Origin of the sequence: Streptomyces sp. NRRL F-5727 (assembly GCF_000719555.1) — a bacterium.
GTDB lineage: Bacteria > Actinomycetota > Actinomycetes > Streptomycetales > Streptomycetaceae > Streptomyces.
In genome coordinates this window covers 1-22,440 of record NZ_JOGX01000053.1, presented here as the reverse complement: position 1 = coordinate 22,440, position 22,440 = coordinate 1, and the positions used below count along the sequence as shown (strand labels likewise).

Below are 22,440 nucleotides of genomic sequence, written 5' to 3'. Positions count from 1 at the left end.
GTCACGTCCGGTCGTCGCCGCAGGTGGAGAGGGAGCACCAGCGGCGGCGGCCCGTCGCGTCCTGGAAGAGCCAGCCGCAGTCGGCGCCGGGGCAGGCGCGGAGGGTGAGGCGGGCGGGGGTGGTGAGGAGGTCGGCGGCGGCCCGGGCGGTGGCCAGCAGCGGCAGGCGCAGGCCGGCCGAGGGGGGCAGCCGCCAGTGGGCGAGGCCGTCGGTCCCGGCGGTGAGGACGGCGGTGGCCGCCGCCTCGCCGGCCGTGGCGGCGACGGCCCGGAAGGCGCGCCCGTCGGCGGGGTCGGTGAGGCAGGCGTAGAGGGCGGCGCGGAAGGCCCTGGCCTCGGTCAGGGCGGCGGCGGCCTCGTCGGGGCGGGTCCGGGCCAGGTCGAGGAGCGCGTCGACGACGGTGTCGTCGGCGAGGTCGAGGTGGCCGGCCCAGACGGCGAGGGTGGCGTAGCTGCGGAGCCAGTCGGAGCCGGGGATCTCGGGGCTGCGGTGCCAGCCGGCGTAGGTGTTGCAGAACTCCAGGGCGGGGTGGCCGCCGGTGGTCCAGGGGAGCCAGTGGTCGCGCACGCGGACCGCGTAGAGCGGGGCCGGCGGGCGGTCGAGGCGGGGGTCGGCGGCGAGGATCCGCTCGTGGAGGGTGGTGAGCGCCGGGCCGGGGTCGATGCCGAGTTCGCCGGCCAGGTGGTCGCGGGTGGTCCGGTACGCCTCCAGCGCCTCGGCCTGGCGGCCGTCCCGGTAGAGGGCGGTCATCAGGGCGGCCACCAGGCGTTCCCGGTCGGGGTGGGCGGCGGCGAGCGGGGCGAGGTCGGCGAGGACGCGGGTGTGCAGGCCCATGGTGAGGTGGGTCTCGGCGCGCTGTTCCAGGGCCCCGAGGCGGAGTTCGGCGAGCCGGCCGCCGAGCCGGGCGCGCCGCTCGGGGTCGAGGGTGCCGTCGAGGAGGGGGCCGCGCCAGAGCGCGAGGGCGCGGTCGTGACAGCGGAGCTGTTCGCCGGGGTCGCCGGCGTGCGCGGCGCGGCCGAGGAGGTCGAGGAACTCCCGTACGTCCACGGTGTGTCCGTCGGTCTCGACCGCGTAGCCGTCGTGCCGGGTGGAGACGGTGACGCCGTACGGCCGGAGCGCGGCCCGCAGCCGGCCGACGTAGGTGTGCAGGGTGGCGCGGGCGGTGGGCGGCGGGGCGCCGTTCCACAGCAGGTCGGCGAGGCGGGCGGTGGGGACGGGCCGGCCGGCCTCCAGCAGGAGGAGGGCGAGCAGGCACCGCTCCTGGCGGCGGACGCCGAGCGGCACGGGCCGTCCTTCGTGGCGGGCCTCGAAGGGCCCGAGGAGGGCGAAGTCCATGGTGCGGGCACCCTACGGGGGCGGTGGTCAGGTCGTGGTCAGCGGGCGGGGGTTGGCTGGGGCCGTCCGCATCCGCCGTCGCCCACCGAGGAGTTCACCATGCGCAGATCCGTCCTGGCCCTGGCCGTCTGCGGCGTGCTCGCCGCCCCGCTCGTCACCGCCGTCCCCGCCTCCGCCGCCCCCGCCTCCGCGGCCGTCGCCCCGGGCCCGTGGGAGCCCGCGCCCTCGCCGTCCTGGTCGTATCCGGCGGGGGTGCGCTGCGATGTCGCCGTGCACGGCGGGCCGGTCGTCGACGAGGTGGTGCGGCGCACCCTCGCGACGTACGAGGACGGCACCCGGGTCGTCGAGTACCGGGGCACGCTCGTGGTCCGGGTCGTCAACTCGGGCACCGGCGCCTCCTACGACGCGGACGCGAGCGGCCGGGCGGTCGTGGTGGTCCGCCCGGACCACTCGCAGAGCTGGTACGTCACCGGTCCGATCCTGGCCGGCTTCGGCGAGGGCGGCGGGAACGTGGCGCGCGGGCTGTACACCGTGGACGGGACGTACACGCTGGAGGTCTCGGCCACCGGCTACAAGACCCTGGACCTGGTGCGCGGCTCGGTGGAGCCGCTGTGCGACAAGGTGTCCTGAGCACGGGGTGAGAACGGCGAAGGCCCCCTCCGGAGCGGAGGGGGCCTTCTCGTGCGTCGGGGGCGGCGGTCAGACCGCCGAGCCGGCCTTCCAGGCCGACCAGTTCATGTTCCAGCCGTTGAGGCCGTTGTCGGGGGCGATCGTCTTGTCCTTGGAGTTCTTGACGATGACGACGTCGCCGGTGATCGACTGGTCGTAGAACCAGGCGGCCATCTGGTTGGGGTCGCCGGCGCCCTTGACGTCGGCGAGGCCGACGCAGCCGTGGCTGGTGTTCACGGAGCCGAAGATGGAGCGGGCGCCCCAGTAGTTGCCGTGGATGAATGTGCCGGAGGTGGACAGGCGCATGGCGTGCGGCACGTCCTTGATGTCGTACTCGCCCTTGCCGTCGGAGTCGGTGAAGCCGACGGTGGCGCCGTTCATCCGGGTCTCCTTGAACTTCTCGGAGATCACCATCTGGCCGTTGTAGGTGGTGTTCTCCGGGGAGCCGGCGGAGATCGGGATGGTCCGGAGCACCTTGCCGTCGCGCACGACGGTCATCGTCTTCTTCTCGACGTCGACCGTGGAGACCTGGCTGCGGCCGACGGTGAAGGTGACGGTCTTCTGCTGGACGCCGTAGACGCCGTCGGCGCCCTCGACGCCGTCGAGGTCGAGCTTGAGGGTGACCTTCGAGCCGGCCTTCCAGTAGTCGTCCGGGCGGAAGTCGAGGCGGGTCGAGTTGAACCAGTGGCCCACGACCTCCTGGCCGGAGCTGGAGGAGACCGTGATGCCGCTCTGGACGGCCTTCTTGTCGGTGATCGCCTTGTTGAAGTTGATCGAGACCGGCATGCCCACGCCGACGGTCGAGCCGTCCTCGGGGGTGAAGTTGCCGATGAAGCTGTTCTCCTTCGACACGGTGGTGAAGGAGGAGTTCTCGTGCGCCTCCAGGCCGCTCGCGTCGACGGCGGTGGCGGCGATCTTGTAGACGGTGGCGCGCTCCAGCTGGCCGGACGGCTTCCAGGAGAGGCCGTCGGCCGCTATCTCGCCCTTGACCTCGGTGCCCTCGGCGGAGGTCATGGTGACCTCGGTGAGCTTGCCCTCGGTGACGGCGACCTTGGCGTCGTTGTTGATGGAGGCGTTCTGCGCGCCGTTCTCCGGCGAGATGGTGATCTGCGCCTTGGAGGTCTTCTGCTCGGCGGCCTCGTCGACCTGGGCCTGTGACGTGGCGGTGGGCGAGCCGGCGGCCGCGCCGGCCGGGTCGTCGTCGTTGCAGGCCGAGAGCACGAGTACGCCGCTCAGCACCGCCGCCGCCGCGGCCAGGCTCCTGTTGCGCTTGCCGACCGTCATCACACGCTTCTCCATCGTCGCCGATTCCCTGTCAATCCATCAGAACACCCATGGCACCCCGCCGGTTCCGGTACCGGGGGGTTTGTGGGGAACACCACTGATCGACACGCACGGGGGAGCCTTCCGGTTCCCGGTCCCCCGCGCACCGGCGCGAAAGGGCCCCGGGACGCCGTCCCGGGGCCCGTGGACAGGCGGTCTCCACCGCCTCCCCCTTACAGCCGGTCGTCGTCGTCTTCCTCCGCCTCATCTTCCTCGTCGAGCTCCCACTCCATGGAGTCGGGGTCGTACTCGATCTCCTCGCTGCTCCAGGCGGCCTGGACGAGCTCGACGCCGGGCAGGTCGCGGACGAGGTCGAAGGGCTCCACCAGGTAGGCGAGGGCCTCGGAGGCGTCCTCCCGGACGGCGGCGCGGGCGTGGTCGCGCTCGTCGGCCGGCATGAACTCGTCGGAGTCGATCCGCCCCTCGGCGGCGGCGGTCAGCTCGGCGGGCCCGTCGATCTCCAGGACGATGTCGACGCGCAGGCGGACGTGGCGGGTGGTGGTCTCGGTACCGGTGGTCTCGGAGGTGCTCATGGCTGGGAGCGTAGGGTCTGCCCGGCCTCGGCTTTCCCGCGACCCGCTGGGTTCACTAGCATCGGCGCACCGCGGAGTCCCGCGGGGCTTTCCGTGAGGGAGATCGAGATCGACGTGCCCGCCGCCCGACGCCCGCTGCTGACCGCCACCGTCGCGGGGACCCTGCTGTGCGCCCTCTGGTTCGTCCCGTCGGCGAACGCCTCCGACGGCGCGGCCGGGGCGGGGGTACGGAGCGGGAGCACCGTGCCCGCGACCGGCCGGCTGGCCGAGACCGGCGGGCCGGACACGACCGCCTATGTGCTGGGCGGGTCGGGGTTCCTGGGGGTGGGCGCCGGGTTCGTGGCGCTGGCGATGCGGCGGCACGGGCGCGCGTCGTAGAAGAGCGTGTGAACGGCTGAGGGCCGCCCCGGTGGGGGCGGCCCTCAGCCGTACGTCGTGCCTCAGGCCAGCGGGCCGGTGACCGGCTCGACGGCGGCGACCAGGCGCCCTTCCCGTACGAAGGCGTCGGCGGCGGCCAGGTCGGGCGCGAGGAAGCGGTCCGGGCCCGGACCCTCGACGCCGGCCGCGCGCAGGGCGTCGATGACGGCCTGCGAGGCGGGCGCCGGGGTCAGGCCCTCGCGCAGCTCGATGCCGCGGGTGGCGGCGTACAGCTCGACGGCGATGATCCGGGCGAGGTTGCCGACGGCGGTGCGCAGCTTGCGGGCGGCGGACCAGCCCATGGAGACGTGGTCCTCCTGCATCGCCGAGGACGGGATGGAGTCCGCGGAGGCCGGGACGGCGAGCCGCTTCATCTCGCTGACCAGGGCGGCCTGGGTGTACTGGGCGATCATGAGGCCCGAGTCGACGCCGGCGTCGTCGGCGAGGAAGGGCGGCAGGCCGTGGCTGCGGTTCTTGTCCAGGAGCCGGTCGGTGCGGCGCTCGGCGATGGAGCCGAGGTCGGCGGCGGCGATGGCGAGGAAGTCGAGGACGTACGCGACCGGGGCGCCGTGGAAGTTGCCGTTGGAGCGGACCTCGCCGTTACCCAGCACGACCGGGTTGTCGACGGCGGCGGCGAGTTCGCGCTCGGCGACGAGCAGGGCGTGGGCCATGGTGTCCCGGCCGGCGCCGGCGACCTGCGGGGCGCAGCGGATCGAGTAGGCGTCCTGGACGCGGGGGGCCTCGCCGGCCTGGAAGTGGCCGGTGAGGCCGGAGCCCTTGAGGACGGCCAGCATGTTGGCGGCGGAGGCGGCCTGGCCGGGGTGGGGGCGGATGGCGTGCAGCTCGGGTTCGAGGACCTTCTCGGTGCCGAGGAGGGCTTCGAGGGAGAGCGCGGCGGTCACGTCGGCCGACTTGTAGAGGGTGTCGAGGTCGGCGAGGGCCATGATCAGCATGCCGAGCATGCCGTCGGTGCCGTTGAGGAGGGCCAGGCCCTCCTTCTCCCTGAGGACGACGGGCTCGATGCCGGCGGCGGCGAGCAGCTCGCCGGCGGGCTTGACCACGCCGTCGGGGCCCTCCGCGTCCCCCTCGCCCATGAGCGCGAGGGCGCAGTGGGAGAGCGGGGCGAGGTCGCCGGAGCAGCCGAGGGAGCCGTACTCGTGGACGACCGGGGTGATGCCGGCGTTGAGGACGTCGGCCATGGTCTGCGCGACCTCGGGGCGGACGCCGGTGTGGCCGGAGGCGACGGTCTTGAGCCGCAGGAACATCAGGGCGCGGACGACCTCGCGCTCGACGCGCGGGCCCATGCCGGCGGCGTGCGAGCGGACGATGTTCCGCTGGAGCTGGGTGCGCAGCTCGTGGTCGATGTGCCGGGTGGCGAGGGCGCCGAACCCGGTGGAGACGCCGTAGACGGGCTCGGGCTTGGCGGCGAGCGCGTCGACGACGGCGCGGGCGGCGGCGAGCGCCTGGACGGCCTCCTCCGACAGCTCGACACGGGCGCCGTGACGGGCGACGGCGATGACGTCCTGCGGGGTCGTGCCGGACGTGCCGAGAACGACTGTCTGCATATCCATATTCAGCACCCTACGGATTGAAGACCGACCTGTCACTAGGCAATCCGTCACCGTCCCTCACCGGGGCGGCCCCTTACGGCTCCGGAGGCAGTTCCACCGTCGGGGCGTCGCGGAAGCGGCGGCGGTCGCGGCCGCCGGGCGGGGCGTCGGCGAGGCGGATGACGGTGCCGTCGCGGCCGGCCACCACCGGTTTCGCGGAGCGGGCCGCCTTGGCCTGGTACTGGGCGGCGTCGGCCAGGCGGAAGAGGCGGCGGGCGGACTTGAGCGGGCCGATGGGGTCGCCGGTCGAGGCGACGCCGATGGCGACGCCCTCGCCGAGTTCCAGCTCGGCGGCGCGGACGCACAGCTCCTCCGCCACCGCGACCACCTCGTCGGCGGTCGGGCCGACCGCAAGGAGGCAGAACTCGTCGCCGCCGAGGCGGGCGGCGAGGGCACCGGGGAGGCGGGCCCCGCAGCGGGAGAGGACGGAGCCGAAGCGTTCCAGGAGGCGGTCGCCGACGGCGTGGCCGTGGGTGTCGTTGACGCGCTTGAGGCCGTTGAGGTCGCAGACGACGAGGCTGACGACCGAGCCGTCGGACCGGTAGCGCTCGATGGCCTCGTCGAGGCGGGCGTCGACCGCGCGCCGGTTGGCGAGGCCGGTGAGGGGGTCGGTGAAGGCGAGTCTGCGGACCTCCTCCAGGCGCTCGGCCTGGGCGATGCCCGCCGCGACGACCGCCGCGAGGACGTTCGCGAAGTCGGCGTCCGCCGCGGCGAAAGGTTTCGCCCCCGCCGGCCGGGCCACGTACAGCTCACCCCAGGCCCGCCCGTGCAGCACGATCGGGGCGACCACGCAGCAGCACCTCCCCCGGCGGCGGAGGCCGGCCACCCGGCCGGTCAGCACGGACGCGTCGGCGGTCTCGACCCAGGCGTGCGGGCCCGCGCCGACCGCCCACCGCTCGTGCAGGAACTCGGTGATCTCGGGGAACTGGTGGACCGGATACGTCTCCGCGTCCGGGAACTCCTCCTCGCCGACGGCCCGGTCCCCGGCGTTCACCAGCACCCGCAGCCGCCCGGCGTCCCGCTCCCAGATCGAGAGGGCGCCGAAGCTCCCGTCCAGACCGGCGGACGCTCCGAGCGCCGCGGCCCGCCAGAACTCGCGCGGGGTGTGCGCCGCCGCCATCCCCTGCGCCAGCGCCACCACGGCCCGCAGCCGCACATCCTCACCCATTCCTCCAGCTTAGGGAGGTTTGATCCGTTTTCCCCACTGAGACGTCACAGAAAGTGACAAGTGGTACGAAATTGGATCAATCGCGTTACTCGCCGGGCCACTCCGGCTTCCGCTTCTCGTTGAACGCCGCCACGCCCTCCGCCCGGTCGCCGGAGAAGGCCACCGAGCGCCAGGCCGCGTCCTCGACCTCCAGTCCGGCCCGCAGGTCCAGGCCCTGCCCCAGCCGCATCGCCTTCTTCGCGGCGCGCAGTCCGACCGGCGAGTTCGCGGCGATCCGGCCCGCCAGCTCCAGGGCGGCCGTCCGGGCGTCCTCCGCCACGACGTCCACCAGGCCCAGCTCCGCGGCCTCGGCGGCCGCCACCCGGCGCGCCGTGAAGACCAGCTCGGCGGCGCGCGCGGCGCCCACCCGGCGGGGCAGCAGCTGCGTACCGCCGCCGCCCGGGATGACGCCGACGGAGACCTCGGGGAGGCCGACGACGGTGGTGGCGTCGGCGACGATGAGGTCGCAGGAGAGCGCCAGCTCGTAGCCGCCGCCGAGGGCGAAGCCGTGCACGGCCGCGACGGTCGGCATGGGCAGCTCCAGGACGCCGGTGTAGGCGCCGCGGGCGGTGGGCCGCTGGCGGACCAGCTCGGCGTCGGTGAAGGAGTTGCGCTCCTTCAGGTCGGCGCCGACGCAGAAGGCCCGGTCGTTCGAGGAGGTCAGCACGGTGACCCGGACGTCCCGGTCGGCGGCGAGCGCCGCGCACGCCTCGCCGATGGAGCGGGCCATCTCGGAGGAGACCGCGTTCATCGCCTTGGGCCGGTCGAGGACGAACTCGGCGACGTGCCCCTCCTTGCGGACCAGCACGAACTCACCAAAACGCTGCTCGGACATCTCCTGCGCCCTCCCGGTTAACGACGGTTCACACGTACACCGGGAGGGATCTTAGGTCGGGCGGCGGTTCAGGAGCCAGGGCTCCACGACGCCGAGGCCGCGCACGGACCGCTGCCACATCGGCTGGAGCGCGAAGCGGTACGTCTCCGAGGCCCGGCCCTCCTTCTCGGCGCGGGCGGCCTGCTCCGCCGCCTCGGCCTCGGAGACGGGCACCTCGCCGGTGCGGGTCAGCTCCTCGGCGAAGGCGCTGTCGACCAGGACGGCGTCCTTCGGCGCTATCGAGGTGAGCCGGCTGGCCAGGTTCACGGTGGTGCCGAAGACATCGCCCATCCGGGTCGTCACGGTGCCGAAGGCGATGCCGACCCGCAGCGCGGGCATGGTCTCGTCCTGGCTGAGGGTCTCGATCAGCCGGAGCGCGATCTCGGCGGCGATGCCGGCGTCGTCCGCCGCGTACAGCACCTCGTCGCCGAGGGTCTTGATGAGCCGGCCGCCGTGCGCGGCGACGAGGTCGGCGCAGGTGGTCTCGAACGCCTCGACCAGCTCGCCGAGCTCCTCCTCCTCCAGGCGGCGGGTGAGGCGGGTGAAGCCGACGAGGTCGGCGAAGCCGACGGCGAGCCGCCGGTCGACCATCTCCTCGTCGTCGGCGGCCTGCGCGACCCGGCCGGTGGCGGCGGCGAGCTGCCGCCGCCACACGTAGATCAGGAACTCCTCCAGCTCCGGCAGGAGCAGCTCGACCAGCGGGTACGTCACCTCGGCGCGGGTCATGCCGGGCTCGGGCGGCTCGGTGAGCCCTTCCAGGAAGGAGTCGATCTGCCATTCGGCCAGCCGGGCGGTGGTCTGCCCGGTGGAGCGGGCCACCTGCACCGCCATCGGCTCGCTGAGCAGTCCCGCCTCGACGAGACCGGCGAGCCGCCGCAGCGCGAGCACGTCGGCCTCGGTGAGCGCCTTGGCCTGGCCGATGTCGGCGAAGCCCATGGCGCGCCAGAAGCGGGAGGCCAGCTCCATGGAGACGCCGGCGGTGCGGGCGGCCTGGAAGGGCGTGTAGCGGCGGTCGGCGCCGAGGATGAGCTGTTCGAGGCGGATGGCGAGGGGGTCGTCGGGCGGCTCGGCCGTGTGGTCGACGGCGTGGTGCGGGGTCGGGTACGCCGAGGACTCGGCGGCCGTCCCGGACGGCTCGGGGGGCTCGGACCGGCCGTCTCCCGTGTTCGCGTCGTCGACGGTCACCGGCCGCCTCCTGCCCGTTCCCTGCCGCTGCCCACTGTCCTGCCGATCTGTTCGCCTGGATCGCGCTCCACGATACGACAGGTGTGGGCTGGCTCACGCCGGAACGGGCGGGGGATCAGCCCTCCGCACGCAGGTGGACGATGTCGCCGGCGCCGACCGCCTCGGTCCCGCCGCCCTCCGTGGCGACCACCAGACGCCCGTCGCCGTCGACGGCGACCGCCTCGCCCTCCAGCATCCGCTCGCCCGGCAGGTCGGCGCGGATCCGGCGGCCGAGGGTGGAGCAGTGCGCCTTGTACGCCGCCTGGATCCCGGACGCCTCGGGGTCGCCGTCGGCCCGTGTCCAGGCGCCGTACCAGTCGGCGAGGGAGCGCAGGACGGCCCGGAGCAGGGTGTCGCGGTCGGTGGAGACGGCGTCGGCGAGAAGGAGGGAGCCGGCCGTGGGGACGGGCAGTTCGTCGGCCCGCAGCGAGACGTTGAGGCCGAGGCCGACGACGACGCCGTCCGCGCCGGCCCGCTCGGCGAGGATGCCGCCGGTCTTGCGCTCCTCGCCGTCGACGGTGACGAGGAGGTCGTTGGGCCACTTGAGGGAGACGTCGGCTCCGGCGGCCTTCACCAGACCGGTGGCGGCGGCGACGCCGGTGAGCAGCGGCAGCCAGCCGAGCCGGTGCGCGGGCACGTCCGGCTTGAGCAGGACGGAGAGGAAGAGGCCGGAGCGGGCGGGGGCGCTCCAGGTGCGGTCGAGGCGGCCGCGGCCGGAGGTCTGCTCCTCGGCGACGAGGACGGCGCCCTCGGGCAGCGCGTCGGCGCGGGCGGCGAGGTCCGAGTTGGTGGAGCCGGTGGTGGGGACCACGTCGAGGGAGGTCCAGAGGCCGTCCGGGACGAGCAGTGCCTGGCGCAGGGCGCGGGCGTTGAGCGGGGGCCGGTCGAGGTCGGACCAGGGTCCGCCTGATGCGTGGGAGGACGTCATGCAAGCCAGACTAGGTGTGGGATAGACCGCACTGCGCTGCCGTAGCCGCGCCGATACGCTACGGACCAGTAGGCCGTCAGTAGCCCATTCGCAGTCAACGAACCCCCCGTGACCAGGCAGGGAGCCGCATCCCGATGTCCGAGCCGGCAGAGCAGTACGAGATCGACATTCACACGACCGCGGGCAAGATCGCGGATCTGAGGCGCCGCATCGGCGAGGCCACGCACGCCGGCTCGGAGCGCGCGGTGGAGAAGCAGCACGCGAAGGGCAAGCTGACCGCGCGTGAGCGGATCGCCCTGCTGCTCGACGAGGGCTCCTTCGTGGAGCTGGACGAGCTGGCCCGGCACCGGTCGACCAACTTCGGCCTGGAGAGGAACCGGCCGTACGGCGACGGTGTGGTGACGGGTTACGGCACGGTCGACGGCCGTCCGGTCGCCGTGTTCTCGCAGGACTTCACGGTCTTCGGCGGGGCGCTGGGCGAGACGTACGGGCAGAAGATCATCAAGGTGATGGACTTCGCGCTGAAGACCGGCTGCCCGGTCGTCGGCATCAACGACTCGGGCGGCGCCCGCATCCAGGAGGGCGTGAGCGCGCTCGGCATGTACGGCGAGATCTTCCGCCGCAACACCCACGCGTCGGGCGTGATCCCGCAGATCTCGCTGGTCGTCGGCCCGTGCGCGGGCGGTGCGGTGTACTCCCCCGCGATCACCGACTTCACGGTGATGGTGGACCAGACCTCGCACATGTTCATCACGGGGCCGGACGTCATCAAGACGGTGACCGGCGAGGACGTGGGCTTCGAGGAGCTGGGCGGCGCCCGGACGCACAACACGACGTCGGGCGTGGCGCACCACATGGCGGGTGACGAGAAGGACGCCATCGAGTACGTGAAGCAGCTGCTCTCGTACCTGCCGTCGAACAACCTCTCGGAGGCGCCGGCCTTCCCGGAGACGGCGGAGACGGAGGTGTCGGCCGAGGACCTGGAGCTCGACACGCTGATCCCGGACTCGGCGAACCAGCCGTACGACATGCACAAGGTCATCGAGCACGTCGTCGACGACGGCGAGTTCCTGGAGACGCAGGCGCTGTTCGCGCCGAACATCCTGACCGGCTTCGGCCGGGTGGAGGGCTTCCCGGTCGGCATCGTCGCCAACCAGCCGATGCAGTTCGCGGGCTGTCTGGACATCAACGCCTCGGAGAAGGCCGCGCGGTTCGTGCGCACCTGCGACGCCTTCAACATCCCGGTGCTGACCTTCGTGGACGTGCCGGGCTTCCTGCCGGGCGTGGACCAGGAGTACGGCGGCATCATCCGGCGCGGCGCGAAGCTGATCTACGCGTACGCCGAGGCGACCGTCCCGCTGATCACGGTCATCACCCGCAAGGCGTTCGGCGGTGCCTACGACGTCATGGGCTCCAAGCACCTGGGCGCCGACCTGAACCTGGCGTGGCCGACGGCGCAGATCGCCGTCATGGGCGCGCAGGGCGCGGTGAACATCCTGCACCGGCGGACGATCGCGGAGGCGGAGGCGAACGGCGAGGACGTCGAGGCGGTGCGGGCGCGGCTGATCCAGGAGTACGAGGACACGCTGCTCAACCCGTACATCGCGGCCGAGCGCGGTTACGTCGACGGGGTGGTCCTGCCGTCGGAGACCCGCCCGCAGATCGTGAAGGGGCTGCGTCAGCTCCGCACGAAGCGGGAATCCCTGCCCCCGAAGAAGCACGGCAACATCCCGCTCTAGCCCTCGGGAGGGACAGCACGATGATCAAGGTCGTACGAGGCAACCCGACGCCCGAGGAGCTGGCCGCCGCACTGGCGGTGGTCCAGGCCCGGGCCGCGGCCACGGCGGCGGCGTCCGCGCGGGACGGCGGCCCGGCGGTACCGGAGGGCTGGTCGGATCCAGCGCGGATCGCACGTACGGTGCGGCAGCGGCCGGGCCCGCGGGCCTGGGCGCGGTCCTACTGGCCGGTCTGAACGGCGGCGTGACACGAGCGAAGGCCGGACCCCGTGTGCGGGGGGTCCGGCCTTCGTCGTACCCGCTCAACGCTTCCTGAGGAAGACGGCGGAGGCGAGGGCGGCGAGGAGGACGAGGGCGGCGTTGACGGCGACCGCCCGGGCGATGCCTCCGGGCAGGGTGGCGGCGGTGACGACGACGGCGCTCATGACCGGGGTGCCGAGGGTGATGCCGATCTGCTGGGTCATGGTGGCGATGCCGGTGGCCATGCCCTGCTCGCTGTCGGGGAGGCCGGAGGTGGCGGTGACCATGAAGCCGACGATGGCGAGCATGTTGCCGACGCCGCCGGCGAAGGTGGCCGCGAGGAGCAGTCCGTACGTGCTCCGCTCGTCGCCGATGCCGAGGAGGGCGAGGGTGGCGGCGGCCTGGAGGGCGCCGCCGGCGACGAGGGCGGCGCGGGGCGAGTACCGGCCCAGGAAGCGGGGGGCGAGCAGGCCGCCGAGGACGGTGCCGGCGCCGAGGACGCCGAAGGAGAGGCCGGCGGCGAGCGGGGAGAAGCCGAGCACGTCCTGGAGGTGCAGGGTCATCAGGAAGACCAGCGAGGTCTCGGTGGCGAAGGCGGCGAGCCCGGCGAGGTTGCCCCAGACGACGGTGCGGCGGCGGAGGATCCGGAGCGGGACGAGCGGCTCCGGGGAGCGCCTCTCGACGAAGGGGAAGGCGGTGAGCAGGGCGGCGGCCGCGGCGAGGGGGAGGAGGGTGGCGGGGGCGGCCCAGCCGTGCTCGCCGGCGGCGGTGAGGCCGAGGACGAGGGCGAGCAGGCCGCCGGTGACGGTGACCGCGCCGGGGACGTCGAGCCGGGGGCGGACGGCGGGGCGGCTCTCCTTCAGGACGGCGGGGGCGACGAGCAGGACGGCGAGCGCGACCGGCACGTTGACGAGGAAGGCCCAGCGCCAGGAGAGCAGGTCGGTGAGGACGCCGCCGAGGACGGCTCCGGTGGTGAAGCCGGCGGACATGAGGGCGCCGTTGAGGCCGAGGGCCCGGTCGCGGAGCGGGCCCTCGGGGAAGGCGGAGGTGAGCAGGGAGAGGCCGGCGGGGGTGACGGCGGCGGTGGCGAGGCCCTGGGCGACGCGGGCGGCCATGAGGAGTTCGGGGGTGGTGGCCAGGCCGCCGGCGAGGGAGGCGGCGCCGAGGACGGCCATGCCGCCGAGGAAGACGCGGCGGCGGCCGAGGAGGTCGGCGAGGCGGCCGAAGAGGAGGGTGAAGCCGGCGGCGGCGAGGGCGAAGCCGGTGGCGATCCACTGGAGTCCGCCGAGGGAGAAGCCGAGTCCTTCGCCGATGACGGGGAGGGCGACGTTCAGGATCGAGAAGTCGACGGCCAGCATGAACTGGGCGACGAGGAGGACGACGAGGACGAGCCGCGTCCGCCCGTCCATGCGGGCGGCCGGGGCGGCGGCGGGAGGAGCGTCGAGCGCGACCATGACGGGACCCCTTAATGGGAGCTTGGTTCCGTTAAGATGAACGAGACCGTAGCAGACCGACCCGCCTTAACGGAACAGGAGACCCATTTGAGCGAGAGCCCGTCGGCCGTGCCCGGCACCCAGCGCCCCGGAGGCCGTACCGCCAAAGTGCGCCGGGCCGTCCTCGACGCCACCCAGGAGACCCTCGCCACCGGCGGGTTCCCCGCCCTGAACATGGATCAGATCGCCGCCGCCGCCGGCGTCGGCAAGACCACCGTCTACCGCCGCTGGGGCACCCCCGCCGGCCTCGTCGCCGACCTCCTGACCGACATGGCCGAGCAGTCCCTGCCCGCCGCCGACACCGGCACCCTCGCCGGCGACCTGCGCGCCAACGCCGTCCTCGTCCGGGAGACCCTCACCGACCCGCGGATGGGCGCCGTCTTCCGCGCCGTCATCGCCGCCGCCGCCTGCGACGAGGGCTGCGCCCGGGCCCTGCACGGCTTCTACCGCACCCGCCTGGCCGAATGGGCCCCGGTCGCCGAGCGGGCCGCCGCCCGCGGCGAACTCCCCGCCGGCACCGACCCGCTGGAACTGCTCCGGGCCGTCTCCGCGCCGCTCTACTACCGCTTCGCCGTCACCCGGGAGGAGCTGACCGCCGCCGACGCCGAACGGGCCGTCACGGCCGCCCTGGCCGCCGCCGCGGCGGGCGCGTACATCCCCTGAGGAGTTCCCCGGGGAATTCCCTGAAGACTCCCCCGCGGGCTCCCCCGCGGACTCCCCTGAGGGCGACTTCCGGGGGCGCTTGAGTACCCGTACTCAGGCGCCCCGGCCGTCCCGGCGGCAGGATCGGGGGCATGCTGTGGTCCGACCCGGAGAACAAGCCTCCGAAGTTCCTGCGCGAGACCCAGGAGATGCTCCGCAGATCGGGCGTTCTCCTGGCGCTGGCCATCGTCGTCCTGATGCTCGTCATGGGCGCGCGCTGAGTACGCTGCCCTCATGACTGCTGATCACCCGGGCGGCACGCCCCGCCGGCTCGTCCTCGCCTCCGCCTCCCCCGCCCGGCTCGGCCTGCTCCGCCAGGCCGGCCTCGCACCCGAGGTGATCGTCAGCGGCGTGGACGAGGACAAGGTCCACGCCCCCACCCCGGCCGAGCTCGCGCTGACGCTCGCCGAGGCCAAGGCCGCACACGTCGCCGCCCGCCCGGAGGCGAGCGGCGCCCTGGTGATCGGCTGCGACTCGGTCCTGGAGCTGGACGGCCGCGCCCTGGGCAAGCCCGCCGACGCGGACGAGGCCACCGCCCGCTGGAAGGAGATGCGGGGCCGGGTCGGCATCCTCCAGACCGGCCACTGCGTCTACGACACGACGGCCAAGCGGTACGAGTCGGCCACGGCCTCCACGGTGGTGCGGTTCGGCGAGCCGACGGACGAGGAGATCGCGGCGTACGTGGCGAGCGGCGAACCGCTGCACGTGGCGGGCGCGTTCACCCTGGACGGCCGGTCGGCGCCGTTCATCGAGGGCATCGACGGCGACCCGGGCAACGTCATCGGCCTGTCGCTGCCGCTGCTGCGCCGGCTCCTCGCCAAGCTCGACGTGGGCATCACCGAGCTCTGGAGCGCCTGAGCCGCCGTCAGGCCGTCGCGGCCCCGGCCTCACCGGCCGCGGGCTTCCCGGCCCCGGACTGCTCGACGGAGGACTTCCGGGCGGGCTTCTCCCCGGCGGGCTCCTTCCCGTACATGACCAGGGTGAGCACGATCAGCCCGACGACGGTCATCAGGACGGCGAAGGCGCCCCAGCCGATCAGGGCGGCCGCGACGGCGCCCAGCAGACCGTGGACGACCGCGCAGCCGATCAGCAGCCCGCGGCCGAAGCGGCCGGGACCGCGGTCGTGCAGGCCCGCCAGGAGCGCGACGAGGGCGCAGAGCGCGAGGGCGAGGCCGGAGCCGATGCCGAGGGCCCAGGTGCCGGTGACCATGTGGTCGGGATCCAGGCCGTCGAGGGACATCGACTGGACCTCCACGAACCGGGCCATGATCGCGTTGACGCCGACGATGGCGGGCGCCTCCACGAGGAGCACGGCGGCCGTGACGAGCGCGATCGGTCTGCGGGCCACTCGGCCACCCCCTGGATTCGCCTGTTACCGACAGTACGGTCGACTGCGCGAAGGCTACTGGCCGGTAAACCCACGGACAAGAGTTCGCACACGATGGCCGAAGCGCGCCGGTCCGGCAAAGAATCATTGAGCCATTCGTAGGGACTCCACAAAGAAACCCGAATGGCGACTGGCTCCGCTAACAGAGACCTGCGCCACACCGCGGAGCTACTGTGCCGTCAAGGAACCCTGCGTACCGTGGTGCGACAAGGGATTTCACGACCCGAGCGACCGCCGGTTCACTCTCCGTGTGGGCAAGCTCACCCCTGGGGACGGGTCGAGGGGCCGTGTCGGCAGTCCCTAAACTCAGCTTGTTTCAAGGAGGGAGCCATCGTGCGCAAGGTGCTCATCGCCAACCGTGGCGAAATCGCTGTTCGTGTCGCCCGTGCCTGCCGGGATGCCGGGATCGCCAGCGTAGCCGTCTACGCCGACCCGGACCGGGACGCTCTGCACGTCCGCGCGGCCGACGAGGCGTTCGCCCTGGGCGGTGACACCCCGGCCACCAGCTACCTGGACATGGCCAAGGTGCTCCAGGCCGCGAAGGACGCCGGCGCGGACGCCGTCCACCCCGGCTACGGATTCCTCTCCGAGAACGCGGAGTTCGCCCAGGCCGTGATCGACGCCGGGCTGACCTGGATCGGCCCGCCGCCGCAGGCCATCCGCGACCTCGGCGACAAGGTGGCCGCCCGCCACATCGCCCAGCGCGCGGGCGCCCCGCTCGTCGCGGGCACCCCGGACCCGGTCTCGGGCGCGGACGAGGTCGTCGCCTTCGCCGAGGAGCACGGCCTGCCGATCGCCATCAAGGCGGCCTTCGGCGGCGGTGGCCGCGGCCTCAAGGTCGCCCGCACCCTCGAAGAGGTCCCCGAGCTGTACGACTCCGCGGTGCGCGAGGCGGTCGCCGCCTTCGGCCGCGGCGAGTGCTTCGTCGAGCGCTACCTGGACAAGCCGCGCCACGTCGAGACCCAGTGCCTCGCCGACCAGCACGGCAACGTGGTCGTCGTCTCGACCCGTGACTGCTCGCTGCAGCGCCGCCACCAGAAGCTCGTCGAGGAGGCGCCCGCGCCGTTCCTGACGGAGGAGCAGAACGCCCAGCTGTACGCGGCGTCGAAGGCGATCCTGAAGGAGGCCGGCTACGTCGGCGCCGGCACGGTCGAGTTCCTCGTCGGCCTGGACGGGACGATCTCCTTCCTGGAGGTCAACACCCGTCTCCAGGTGGAGCACCCGGTGACCGAGGAGGTCACCGGCATCGACCTGGTCCGCGAGATGTTCCGGATCGCCGACGGCGAGGAGCTCGGCTACGGCGACCCGGCCGTGCGCGGCCACTCCTTCGAGTTCCGCATCAACGGCGAGGACCCGGGCCGCAACTTCCTCCCGGCCCCCGGCACGGTCACCCTCTTCCAGCCGCCGACCGGCCCGGGCGTCCGCCTGGACGCGGGCGTCGAGTCCGGCTCGGTCATCGGCCCGGCCTGGGACTCGCTCCTCGCCAAGCTGATCGTCACCGGCGCCACCCGTGAGCAGGCGCTCCAGCGCGCCGCCCGCGCGCTGGCCGAGTTCAAGGTCGAGGGCATGGCCACGGCCATCCCGTTCCACCAGGCCGTCGTGGTCGACCCGGCGTTCACCGCCGACCCGTTCCGGGTCCACACCCGGTGGATCGAGACGGAGTTCGTCAACGAGATCAAGCCGTTCGCCCCGGCCGGTGCCGACGCGGACGAGGACGAGGCCGGCCGCGAGACGATCGTGGTCGAGGTCGGCGGCAAGCGTCTGGAGGTCTCCCTCCCGTCGTCGCTCGGCATGTCGCTGGCCCGTACGGGTCTGGCCGCCGGCGCCAAGCCGAAGCGCCGCGCCGCCAAGAAGTCCGGCCCGACCGCCTCGGGCGACACCCTCGCCTCGCCCATGCAGGGCACGATCGTGAAGGTCGCGGTCGAGGAGGGCCAGGAGGTCAAGGAGGGCGACCTGATCGTCGTCCTGGAGGCCATGAAGATGGAGCAGCCGCTCAACGCGCACAAGGCGGGCACCGTCACCGGCCTGAGCGCCGAGGTCGGCGCGTCGGTGACGTCCGGCGCCGGCATCTGCGAGATCAAGGGCTGACGTTCCCGCGCACGAGGGGCCCGCAGGCAGCCGCCTGGGGGCCCTTCGCCGTGTGCGGGGCACGGGAAGGGGCGGCGGCTCACTGCGTACGGGGGCGACCCGGGTGGTACGGGCGGTGCCGCGGGTTCAGCGGCGGCGCAGGTCCGCGACGCGGGCCGTGCGCTCCAGGGGCTCGGCGCCCAGACCGGGGCCGGGGCCGCGGAACTGGCCGGTCGGGATCCTGCCGCCGCGCTGGACGGGGAGCGGCATCTCGCGGCGGCCCCGGACGCCCGGCGGCAGCTGCTCGCCGGCGGGGGCGCCGCTCTGCCCGGTGCCGGCCACGGCGATCTGCACGCCCTGGTCGGCGAGGGCCTGGAGCTCGGAGGCGGCCCGCTCGTCGTGCGGCGGGGGCTCGTCGGTGACCAGGCGGGTGATCACGTCGGTCGGCACCGTCTGGAACATGGTGTCGGTGCCGAGCTTGGTGTGGTCGGCGAGGACCACGACCTCGGCGGCGGCCTGGACGAGGGCCCGGTCCACGCTCGCGGAGAGCATGTTGGAGGTGGAGAGCCCGCGCTCGGCGGTGAGCCCGCTGCCGGAGAGAAAGGCGCGGGAGACGCGCAGCCCCTGGAGCGACTGCTCGGCACCGCTGCCCACCAGGGCGTAGTTGGAGCCGCGCAGGGTGCCGCCGGTCATGACGACCTCGACCCGGTTGGCGTGCGCCAGGGCCTGGGCGACCAGCAGCGAGTTGGTGACCACGGTCAGTCCGGGCACCCGGGCGAGCCGGCGGGCCAGCTCCTGGGTGGTGGTCCCGGCGCCGACGACGATGGCCTCGCCCTCTTCGACCAGGCTCGCGGCGACGTCGGCGATGGCCGTCTTCTCCGCGGTCGCGAGATGGGATTTCTGCGGGAAGCCGGATTCTCGCGTGAATCCGCCCGGCAACACCGCACCGCCGTGCCGGCGGTCGAGGAGTCCTTCTGCCTCCAGGGCCCGTACGTCACGGCGCACGGTCACTTCGGAGGTCTGGACGACGCGGGCGAGCTCGCGGAGCGACACGGCCCCATTGGCTCGCACCATTTCGAGGATCAACTGGCGACGTTCTGCAGCGAACACGAAACTGACAGTAACGTGCGTCGTCGTTGCTTTTCAGCACTATGGACCGGATTGCGGAAGATACACACAGGCGGGGCTCCCGAGTGGTATGGAGAGCCCCGCCATTGATCGTTCTATGCCCCGTTGTGCCGGGGGTTGTCCGGGTCGGCGAACCGTTCCCGCAGGCGGGACCGGTGATCGCCGCCGGTCTCAGCCCTCGCCCGAGGTCTTTCGGGTGTGCAACTGCCGTGCCACTTCGGCGATCGAGCCCGACAGGGAGGGGTACACGGTGAAAGCATTTGCGATCTGTTCGACCGTCAGATTGTTGTCGACCGCGATCGAGATGGGGTGGATCAGCTCGCTCGCCCGCGGGGCGACGACGCAGCCGCCGACCACGATGCCGGTGCCGGGGCGGCAGAAGATCTTGACGAAGCCGTCCCGGATGCCCTGCATCTTGGCCCGCGGGTTGCGCAGCAGGGGCAGCTTGACGACCTTGGCGTCGATCTTGCCGGCGTCGACGTCGGCCTGCGTGTAGCCGACGGTGGCGATCTCGGGGTCGGTGAAGACGTTCGACGAGACCGTCTTCAGGTTGAGCGGGGCCACCGCGTCGCCGAGGAAGTGGTACATCGCGATCCGGCCCTGCATGGCGGCGACCGAGGCGAGGGCGAAGACGCCGGTGACGTCGCCGGCCGCGTACACGCCGGGGGCCGAGGTGCGGGAGACCCGGTCGGTCCAGATGTGCCCGGAGTCCTTGAGCCTGACCCCGGCCTCCTCCAGGCCCATGCCGGCGGAGTTCGGGATCGCGCCGACCGCCATCAGGCAGTGGGTGCCGGAGATGACCCGGCCGTCCGCGAGGGTGACCTCGACCCGGTCGCCGACCCGCTTGGCGGACTCGGCGCGCGAGCGGGCCATCACGTTCATGCCACGGCGCCGGAAGACGTCCTCCAGCACCGCGGCGGCGTCCGGGTCCTCGCCGGGCAGCACGCGGTCACGGCTGGACACCAGCGTGACCCGGGAGCCGAGGGCCTGGTAGGCGCCGGCGAACTCGGCGCCGGTCACACCGGAACCGACCACGATGAGCTCCTCCGGGAGCTCCTTGAGGTCGTAGACCTGGGTCCAGTTCAGGATCCGCTCGCCGTCCGGCTTGGCGTCGGCCAGCTCGCGCGGGTGGCCGCCGGTCGCGATCAGCACGGCGTCCGCGGTCAGCGTCTCCTCGCTGCCGTCGGCGGCGGTGACGATCACCTGACGGGAGCCGTCCACGGCCTGCCGGCCGGAGAGCCGGCCGCGGCCGCGCAGCACCCGGGCGCCGGCCCGGGTGACGGAGGCGGTGATGTCGTGCGACTGGGCCAGCGCGAGCCGCTTCACCCGTCGGTTGACCTTGCCGAGGTCCACGCCGACGACGCGGGCCGCCTGTTCGAGGTGCGGGGTGTCGTCCGCGACGATGATGCCCAGCTCCTCGTAGGAGGAGTCGAAGGTGGTCATCACCTCGGCGGTGGCGATCAGGGTCTTGGAGGGGACGCAGTCGGTCAGGACGGACGCGCCGCCGAGGCCGTCGCAGTCGACGACGGTCACCTCCGCGCCGAGCTGGGCGCCCACCAGGGCAGCCTCGTATCCGCCGGGTCCGCCGCCGATGATCACGATCCGGGTCACTGGGATCTACGCCTCGCGCTCTCGTTCTGCCGGGGGTGTGCGGCCCCCGCTGGGGTGCAGTGCGTACGCCATTGTCCCGCACGCTTCAAGTGCGTATCCCATTGTCCCGCACGCGGCGCGCCCCCTCGCGCCGGGGCCCGCGGAAGCGCCGGAGCGCGGGCCCCGATCCCCCCTGCGGCCCCCACCTCGGAGTTCACCGGATACCAGGGTCACTCCCGTACCCTCGGTCCCATGTCGCTCTACGCCGCCTACGCCGGCAACCTCGACGCGCGGCTGATGAGCCGCCGCGCCCCGCACTCCCCGCTGCGCGGCACCGGCTGGCTGAACGGCTGGCGGCTCACCTTCGGCGGCGAGCAGATGGGCTGGGAGGGGGCGCTCGCCACCCTCGTGGAGGCCCCGCGCCAGCAGGTCTTCGTCGCGCTCTACGACATCGCCCCGATGGACGAGGACTCGATGGACCGCTGGGAGGGCGTCGGGCTCGACATCTACCGGCGGATGCGGGTCCGGGTGCACACCCTCGACGGGGACGAGCCGGCCTGGGTGTACGTGCTCAACGCGTACGAGGGCGGGCTGCCGTCCGCGCGCTACCTCGGCGAGGTCGCCGACGCGGCGGAGTCGGCCGGCGCGCCGCACGACTACGTGATGGAGATCCGCAAGCGACCCTGCTGAGGTCGCGCCGGGGCGCGCGTTCGCCTGCATTCGTCGGAAACGACAAGACAACGATCGCATGTCCGTCCGCGCCGTCATCTACGCGCGTAGGAATTCTCGGGCTAGGCTTCTTCGCGAACGAATTCCGTCCGGGGTCACCTCCCTCGGACCCCCTCCCCGAGGCGAGAAGAGCCAGTGAACGCTACTGCCACCCCGTACGAGGCCGCCGACGCCGCCGCCGCGCGCCTGCGCGAGCTGACCGGAGTCGAGAACCACGACGTCGCCCTGGTCATGGGCTCCGGCTGGGCCCCGGCCGTCGACGCCCTGGGCGCCCCCGAGGCCGAGTTCCCCGTCACCGAGCTCCCGGGCTTCCCGCCGCCGGCCGTCGAGGGCCACGGCGGCAAGATCCGCTCGTACAAGATCGGTGAGAAGCGCGCCCTGGTCTTCCTCGGCCGCACCCACTACTACGAGGGCCGTGGCGTCGCCTCCGTCGCGCACGGCGTCCGCACGGCCGTCGCCGCCGGCGTGAAGACCGTCGTCCTGACGAACGGCTGCGGCGGTCTGCGCGAGGGCATGCGCCCCGGCCAGCCGGTCCTCATCAGCGACCACATCAACCTGACGGCCGCCTCGCCGATCGTCGGCGCGAACTTCGTCGACCTCACCGACCTGTACTCGCCGCGCCTGCGCGCGCTGTGCAAGGAGGTCGACGAGACGCTGGAGGAGGGCGTGTACGTCCAGTTCCCCGGCCCGCACTACGAGACCCCCGCCGAGATCAACATGGTGCGGGTGCTCGGCGGCGACCTCGTCGGCATGTCCACCGTCCTGGAGGCCATCGCGGCGCGCGAGGCACGAGGAGGTGCTCCAGGCGGGGCGCGACTCGGCGGCGCGGATGGGTGAACTGCTGACGCGGGTCCTCGACCGGATCTGAGTTCCCGCGGGGCGGGCGTCCGCGGCGACGCGTGGGCGGGCCGCCGCGCGGGGCCTCTCCCCCACCCCGCCCCTTCCCGCTTGACCGGGGGCAGACCCCCGGGCCCCCGTACGGCCTCCGGCCGTGTCCTCGAACGCCGGACGGGCTGAACTTCGGCCCCGCCGGCGTCCGAGGACACGGGGTCCTGGGCGGAGCGCCGGTTTCGGGAAGGGGCGGGGTGGGGGAAGGCTCCGCGCAGCGGACACCCCCGCGGCGGGGCTCCGGGGGGAGCCGCTGAACGACGAGGAGGTGCTCCAGGCGGGGCGCGACTCGGCGGCGCGGATGGGTGAACTGCTGACGCGGGTCCTCGACCGGATCTGAGTTCCCGCGGGGCGGGCGT

21 protein-coding genes and 2 pseudogenes are annotated in these 22,440 nt (G+C 73.3%); 11 read left to right on the top strand and 12 right to left on the bottom strand.

Annotated elements, in window-relative coordinates; all coding sequences use genetic code 11:
* Position 1: 1 nt before the first annotated feature.
* Positions 2–1,336 carry a BTAD domain-containing putative transcriptional regulator gene (locus IF73_RS0128205; protein ID WP_031013024.1) on the bottom strand — a complete coding sequence of 445 codons (1,335 nt, stop codon included), beginning with the start codon at positions 1,334–1,336 and terminating at the stop codon, positions 2–4.
* Between the two features lie 99 nt (positions 1,337–1,435).
* On the opposite strand from IF73_RS0128205, the gene IF73_RS0128200 reads away from it, so the two are divergent.
* Positions 1,436–1,966 (top strand): hypothetical protein, encoded by a 531-nt coding sequence (locus IF73_RS0128200; RefSeq protein WP_031013022.1) that lies wholly within the window; start codon positions 1,436–1,438, stop codon positions 1,964–1,966.
* A 69-nt stretch (positions 1,967–2,035) separates the two neighbouring features.
* Here the strand turns inward: IF73_RS0128200 and IF73_RS0128195 are convergent, their stop codons facing one another.
* Together IF73_RS0128195 and IF73_RS0128190 are read right to left on the bottom strand one after the other, a co-directional pair.
* Entirely contained in the window at positions 2,036–3,304 is a 1,269-nt protein-coding gene (locus IF73_RS0128195; protein ID WP_031013020.1) for a L,D-transpeptidase, read from the bottom strand.
* A gap of 197 nt (positions 3,305–3,501) precedes the next feature.
* On the bottom strand, positions 3,502–3,861 hold the full coding sequence (locus IF73_RS0128190; RefSeq protein WP_031013018.1) for a hypothetical protein: 360 nt from the start codon (positions 3,859–3,861) through the stop codon (positions 3,502–3,504).
* A 114-nt stretch (positions 3,862–3,975) separates the two neighbouring features.
* Here IF73_RS0128190 and IF73_RS0128185 point away from each other — a divergent pair, with 114 nt between their 5' ends.
* Entirely contained in the window at positions 3,976–4,239 is a 264-nt protein-coding gene (locus tag IF73_RS0128185; protein ID WP_031013016.1) for a hypothetical protein, read from the top strand.
* A 62-nt stretch (positions 4,240–4,301) separates the two neighbouring features.
* On the opposite strand, the gene hutH is transcribed toward IF73_RS0128185, so the two are convergent.
* The 5 genes from hutH to IF73_RS0128160 all read right to left on the bottom strand — a co-directional run bounded on the left by hutH (position 4,302) and on the right by IF73_RS0128160 (position 10,121).
* Entirely contained in the window at positions 4,302–5,843 is a 1,542-nt protein-coding gene (gene hutH / locus IF73_RS0128180) for a histidine ammonia-lyase (protein ID WP_031013014.1), read from the bottom strand.
* 79 nt (positions 5,844–5,922) lie between these two features.
* The gene (locus IF73_RS0128175; RefSeq protein WP_031013012.1) at positions 5,923–7,056 is read right to left on the bottom strand and encodes a GGDEF domain-containing protein; all 1,134 of its coding nucleotides are present in this window, start codon (positions 7,054–7,056) and stop codon (positions 5,923–5,925) included.
* Between the two features lie 85 nt (positions 7,057–7,141).
* Positions 7,142–7,930 carry an enoyl-CoA hydratase/isomerase family protein gene (locus tag IF73_RS0128170; protein WP_031013010.1) on the bottom strand — a complete coding sequence of 263 codons (789 nt, stop codon included), beginning with the start codon at positions 7,928–7,930 and terminating at the stop codon, positions 7,142–7,144.
* 51 nt (positions 7,931–7,981) lie between these two features.
* Positions 7,982–9,154 (bottom strand): adenylate/guanylate cyclase domain-containing protein, encoded by a 1,173-nt coding sequence (locus tag IF73_RS0128165; protein WP_031013008.1) that lies wholly within the window; start codon positions 9,152–9,154, stop codon positions 7,982–7,984.
* Between the two features lie 115 nt (positions 9,155–9,269).
* Entirely contained in the window at positions 9,270–10,121 is an 852-nt protein-coding gene (locus tag IF73_RS0128160; RefSeq protein WP_031013007.1) for a biotin--[acetyl-CoA-carboxylase] ligase, read from the bottom strand.
* A gap of 134 nt (positions 10,122–10,255) precedes the next feature.
* Here IF73_RS0128160 and IF73_RS0128155 point away from each other — a divergent pair, with 134 nt between their 5' ends.
* Together IF73_RS0128155 and IF73_RS0128150 are read left to right on the top strand one after the other, a co-directional pair.
* Complete coding sequence (locus tag IF73_RS0128155; RefSeq protein WP_031013005.1) at positions 10,256–11,860, top strand: acyl-CoA carboxylase subunit beta; 1,605 nt, start codon at positions 10,256–10,258, stop codon at positions 11,858–11,860.
* A 20-nt stretch (positions 11,861–11,880) separates the two neighbouring features.
* The gene (locus IF73_RS0128150) at positions 11,881–12,093 is read left to right on the top strand and encodes an acyl-CoA carboxylase epsilon subunit (protein WP_031013004.1); all 213 of its coding nucleotides are present in this window, start codon (positions 11,881–11,883) and stop codon (positions 12,091–12,093) included.
* 66 nt (positions 12,094–12,159) lie between these two features.
* Here IF73_RS0128150 and IF73_RS0128145 read toward each other — a convergent pair whose 3' ends face one another.
* On the bottom strand, positions 12,160–13,551 hold the full coding sequence (locus IF73_RS0128145) for an MFS transporter (protein ID WP_031013002.1): 1,392 nt from the start codon (positions 13,549–13,551) through the stop codon (positions 12,160–12,162).
* Between the two features lie 36 nt (positions 13,552–13,587).
* Between IF73_RS0128145 and IF73_RS0128140 the strand changes: the two genes are divergently transcribed.
* The 3 genes from IF73_RS0128140 to IF73_RS0128130 all read left to right on the top strand — a co-directional run bounded on the left by IF73_RS0128140 (position 13,588) and on the right by IF73_RS0128130 (position 15,150).
* Positions 13,588–14,253: a TetR/AcrR family transcriptional regulator gene (locus IF73_RS0128140; protein ID WP_078868296.1), complete on the top strand. Its 666-nt coding sequence runs from the start codon at positions 13,588–13,590 to the stop codon at positions 14,251–14,253.
* A 131-nt stretch (positions 14,254–14,384) separates the two neighbouring features.
* Positions 14,385–14,513: a morphogenic membrane protein MmpB gene (mmpB, locus tag IF73_RS42635; protein ID WP_267883597.1), complete on the top strand. Its 129-nt coding sequence runs from the start codon at positions 14,385–14,387 to the stop codon at positions 14,511–14,513.
* A gap of 13 nt (positions 14,514–14,526) precedes the next feature.
* The gene (locus tag IF73_RS0128130) at positions 14,527–15,150 is read left to right on the top strand and encodes a Maf family protein (protein WP_031012998.1); all 624 of its coding nucleotides are present in this window, start codon (positions 14,527–14,529) and stop codon (positions 15,148–15,150) included.
* Between the two features lie 7 nt (positions 15,151–15,157).
* On the opposite strand, the gene IF73_RS0128125 is transcribed toward IF73_RS0128130, so the two are convergent.
* On the bottom strand, positions 15,158–15,640 hold the full coding sequence (locus IF73_RS0128125; RefSeq protein ID WP_037880730.1) for a hypothetical protein: 483 nt from the start codon (positions 15,638–15,640) through the stop codon (positions 15,158–15,160).
* A 372-nt stretch (positions 15,641–16,012) separates the two neighbouring features.
* Here IF73_RS0128125 and IF73_RS0128120 point away from each other — a divergent pair, with 372 nt between their 5' ends.
* Entirely contained in the window at positions 16,013–17,767 is a 1,755-nt protein-coding gene (locus IF73_RS0128120) for an acetyl/propionyl/methylcrotonyl-CoA carboxylase subunit alpha (protein WP_031012994.1), read from the top strand.
* Positions 17,768–17,893: 126 nt separating this feature from the next.
* Here the strand turns inward: IF73_RS0128120 and IF73_RS0128115 are convergent, their stop codons facing one another.
* Positions 17,894–18,820 carry a DeoR/GlpR family DNA-binding transcription regulator gene (locus IF73_RS0128115; protein ID WP_031012993.1) on the bottom strand — a complete coding sequence of 309 codons (927 nt, stop codon included), beginning with the start codon at positions 18,818–18,820 and terminating at the stop codon, positions 17,894–17,896.
* A gap of 225 nt (positions 18,821–19,045) precedes the next feature.
* Positions 19,046–20,485, bottom strand: a complete 1,440-nt coding sequence (locus tag IF73_RS0128110; RefSeq protein WP_031012992.1) for an NAD(P)H-quinone dehydrogenase — start codon at positions 20,483–20,485, stop codon at positions 19,046–19,048.
* Positions 20,486–20,716: 231 nt separating this feature from the next.
* On the opposite strand from IF73_RS0128110, the gene IF73_RS0128105 reads away from it, so the two are divergent.
* From IF73_RS0128105 to IF73_RS40655, 3 genes and pseudogenes are all read left to right on the top strand, one after another.
* Entirely contained in the window at positions 20,717–21,154 is a 438-nt protein-coding gene (locus IF73_RS0128105; RefSeq protein ID WP_031012990.1) for a gamma-glutamylcyclotransferase, read from the top strand.
* 174 nt (positions 21,155–21,328) lie between these two features.
* Positions 21,329–22,061, top strand: a pseudogene (locus IF73_RS38075) (purine-nucleoside phosphorylase).
* Positions 22,062–22,310: 249 nt separating this feature from the next.
* A pseudogene (locus tag IF73_RS40655) lies at positions 22,311–22,421 on the top strand (purine-nucleoside phosphorylase); the annotation flags it as partial.
* Positions 22,422–22,440: the final 19 nt, after the last annotated feature.